The sequence below is a fragment of the Campylobacter troglodytis genome (assembly GCF_006864425.1).
GTDB lineage: Bacteria > Campylobacterota > Campylobacteria > Campylobacterales > Campylobacteraceae > Campylobacter_D > Campylobacter_D troglodytis.
Window position 1 is genome coordinate 1 of sequence record NZ_QHLI01000109.1, and the last position, 3,327, is coordinate 3,327.

At 36.5% G+C, this 3,327-nt stretch carries 4 protein-coding genes; 1 reads left to right on the forward strand and 3 read right to left on the reverse strand.

All coding sequences use genetic code 11. The features are described from left to right. Positions 1–505 precede the first annotated feature (505 nt). Positions 506–658, forward strand: coding sequence for a hypothetical protein (locus DMC01_RS13955; RefSeq protein ID WP_185908933.1), 153 nt, complete (start codon positions 506–508; stop codon positions 656–658). A gap of 378 nt (positions 659–1,036) precedes the next feature. On the opposite strand, the gene DMC01_RS12115 is transcribed toward DMC01_RS13955, so the two are convergent. From DMC01_RS12115 to DMC01_RS13960, 3 genes are read right to left on the reverse strand one after another with little or no spacing between them, the layout of a single operon-like run. After that, a complete protein-coding gene (locus DMC01_RS12115) occupies positions 1,037–2,104 on the reverse strand; it encodes an NAD(P)-dependent alcohol dehydrogenase (RefSeq protein ID WP_142694444.1) in 1,068 nt (355 codons plus the stop codon). Positions 2,105–2,119: 15 nt separating this feature from the next. Beyond that, a complete protein-coding gene (locus DMC01_RS12120) occupies positions 2,120–2,338 on the reverse strand; it encodes a hypothetical protein (RefSeq protein ID WP_142694445.1) in 219 nt (72 codons plus the stop codon). A gap of 35 nt (positions 2,339–2,373) precedes the next feature. Further along, positions 2,374–2,511 (reverse strand): hypothetical protein, encoded by a 138-nt coding sequence (locus DMC01_RS13960; protein ID WP_185908934.1) that lies wholly within the window; start codon positions 2,509–2,511, stop codon positions 2,374–2,376. Positions 2,512–3,327: the final 816 nt, after the last annotated feature.

Below are 3,327 nucleotides of genomic sequence, written 5' to 3' on the forward strand. Positions count from 1 at the left end.
AAGCTCTATACTTGTCATTTTGACCGTAGCGAAAAATCTCTTTTAAATTACTAGATACTTCGCTTGTGCTTTGTTGGTTTAAATTCAAATGCTCGTTTAACTTTGCTTTGAATTTAATTGAAATTCAAAACCTTGCTACTTAAAAGCTAAAATTATAACACAAAATCTTTTTTTTTTTTTTTTGAAAAAATGGGGAAAAGTGGGAAAAAAGTTAAGCTAAGCTTGAAAGAGTTGAATTTAAGTTAGAAATTTAAGGCTTGCATTTAAAAACTTGAAGTCTTTAGTCTTTTTATTTTAAACTCTACAAAGCACCTTAAAACCAAATGCAACTTAAAAACAAGACCTTTAAATCTTTTAAATCAAGATCTTTCTTTGAGGATTTTTGCTAAGTTAAGCTGAATTTAAAAGGTTTAAATCTCACTAAAATTCAAAGCAAGGTTAAGCACTAAGGCCACACAAAGCAAAAAAGCTAGTAAGCCCAAAGAAATATTTATAAAATAAATTTTTGCAAGATGAATTCACACATATAATCTTTACAAATTACATTAAAACAAAAGGCGGTCTCATAGTAGCCTTACAGTTTGGTGTTATAAGACTTGCTAAAAAGCAAAGATTTGGCAAAAACTCTTGTAAGATTAAAAAATCCTTAAATTTTTAAGCTTCAAGCAAACTTATAAGCTAGAAATTGAACAGCTCATACAAAGCTAAAAAACAAGCTAGAAATTTCGCAAACCCACACAAAGCATCCAGCAAGCAAAGGCTTACTGGATAAATAAGTAGGGGCTCATAGAAGGCTCATAGAGGTTAATAATAGCTCATAAGAGGCTCAAATAGCATAATAGCTCATAAGAGGCTCATAAGGCTTATAAAAGCTATAAAACCACCACAAAGGCTTTAAGCTTAGGTTTTTAACAAGCATAAGCTTTAAGCTTAGGCTCTTAAACAAGCATAAGCTCTAAGCTAGGCTATTTAAAACAACCATAGGCTTTAAAGCTTAAGCCCTTATAAATCACCACAAAGGCTTTAAGCTAGGCTCTTATAAAACAACCACAGGCTTAATGAAGCCCTCTGGCTTTTTACGCATTAGTTCAAGGGCTTCTTCTACCTTGCCAAAGCCTTCTAGCTTGTGAGTGATTAAAGGCTTGACATTTAGTTTGCCTGTGGATAGCAAGGTGGCAAGCTTTTCCATTCTATAACGACCACCAGGAGTAAGTCCTCCTTTTATGTCCTTGTGTCCCATACCTACATCCCACGCTACTCTTGGCACTGTGATGTTTTCTCCTGTGCCTAGGTAATTTACATTTGACACCACGCCTCCGTTTTTAACGCAGCAGCAACACTGTCCTATGGTGCTTGTGTCTCCTCCTGCTATTAAGACCTTGTCAACGCCCTTGCCTTTGGTTATCTCGTTGATTTGCTCATGGAAGGGTCCCTTTTTGAAATTCACATAATGAGTAGCCCCATAATGCTTTTGAGCTATAGCCACACGAGAATCAACGCAATCAACAGCATAGATCTCACTAGCACCCATTAAATTCGCACCAGCGCAGCACATTAGCCCAACAGGTCCTAGTCCTATTACAGCTACTGTATCTCCTGGTCTAATATTGGCATTTTCAGCACAATGAATGCCTGTTGTAACCATATCGCAAAGCAAGGTAGCATCTGCTATATCTACATTATCAGGAAGGTGTGCTAGGTTTGCATCTGCGTGATTTACGTGAAACTGCTCTGCAAAGACCCCATCTTTGATATTAGAGAATTTCCAACCAGAAAGTGCGCCGTTGCAGTGCTGGGCATAGCCTCTTTGTGAATTTAAGGTGCCCCAATCAGGAGTGATAGCAGGTGCTACAACCTTATCTCCTGGCTTAAAGTCTGTTACTAGCTCACCTACCTTCAAAACCTCGGCTACGCATTCGTGTCCTAGGAACATATTGTGCCTCTCACCTATGCCTCCCTCATAAACAGTGTGAATGTCAGAAGTGCAAGTAGAAAGTGCCAGTGGGCGACATATCGCATCCAAAGGACCGCAAGGCGTGATAGAATCTTTTTCTATCCAACCAACTGAACCAATTTTTAACATTGCAAAACCCTTGATAGCCATAGCTAACTCCTTAATTTAGAATTTGTCAGCAAGTTTTGAGTTGCTTTTTAAGTTTAAGCCTTTTGCAAATGAGCCTTTGCAAATTTGCTTTTTGCAAATTTGATTAGAGCAAATGCCCTTGCTTGAAAGATAGATGCCCCTTGCTTTAAATGCGAAGATTTGTAGTTTAAGCCTGTGTGGTTTAAATCCTTTTGTGGCATTGCTTGAATTTAAACCCTTTGAGCTTAAATTCAAGCCCCAGTGCCTTTAAAATTCAAAGACGAAGCTTTTCAACCTTGCTTAAATTCAAAGCCTTTGCGGCTTAAATTCAAGGACAAGCCCTTGTGGACTTGCTTGAGCCTTTTGAGCTTTAAATTCAAACCTTTGAATTCTTGTTTGAATTTAAAGCCTTTTAAGCTTAAATTCAAGGGCAAACGCCTTTAAAATTCAAAGCCTTTGTAGCTTTAAAATCCAAAGACGAAACTTAAATTCTCGTGTGAATTCAAAGACAAGTATTTGCAACTTAAATTCAAAGACAAAGCCCTTTGCAAACTTACTTAAATTCAAGCCTTGTGTCAATGCTTGAAAGCCTTGAACTGAGCCTTTGAAACCTCGTGTGAATTCAAAACTCTTTGAGCTTTAAATTCAAAGACAAAGCCTTTCAGCCTTGCTTAAATTCAAGCCCTTGAATTTAGTGTGAATTCAAAGCCTAAATTCGCAAAACTTCAAGCCTCAACTTCAAAAAAATTCACAAGGCTTTAAGACAAGAGCCTTTAATTTAAGTCTTAGTTCAAATTAGACCAAGCTAAATTTAAGCAAAAGCCCTATACAACAAAGATCAACTTAAAGAACACGCAACAAAAATGTGACTTGTTTATATTAAACCCTTTTTTATCTTAATAAGTGCTTAAACTTAAACAATTTAGCACAAAATCAGCATAAATTCTAGGCATCATTTCAAATTTACTCAGTGTTTTGAGTGAATTTTTTGAAAATGGAGGTTTGTTTTAGGTAGATGGCACAAGGGGTTGTGTTTGAAAGATGGGGGATTTAAGAATAAGCTTGATTTAAGGGATGGTAATTATGTTTAAAGAAACTTGGTTTTAAATGTGAATTTGCTTGGTTTGTTTGAAGTGGGGGGGGGGGGGGTAGGGAGGCTAGGTTTGTAGAATAGGACTTATGTTTATGAGCTTTATTTTAAGAGAAAATTTTGTTTCAAAGGCAAAGTTGTTTAGCTTGTATTT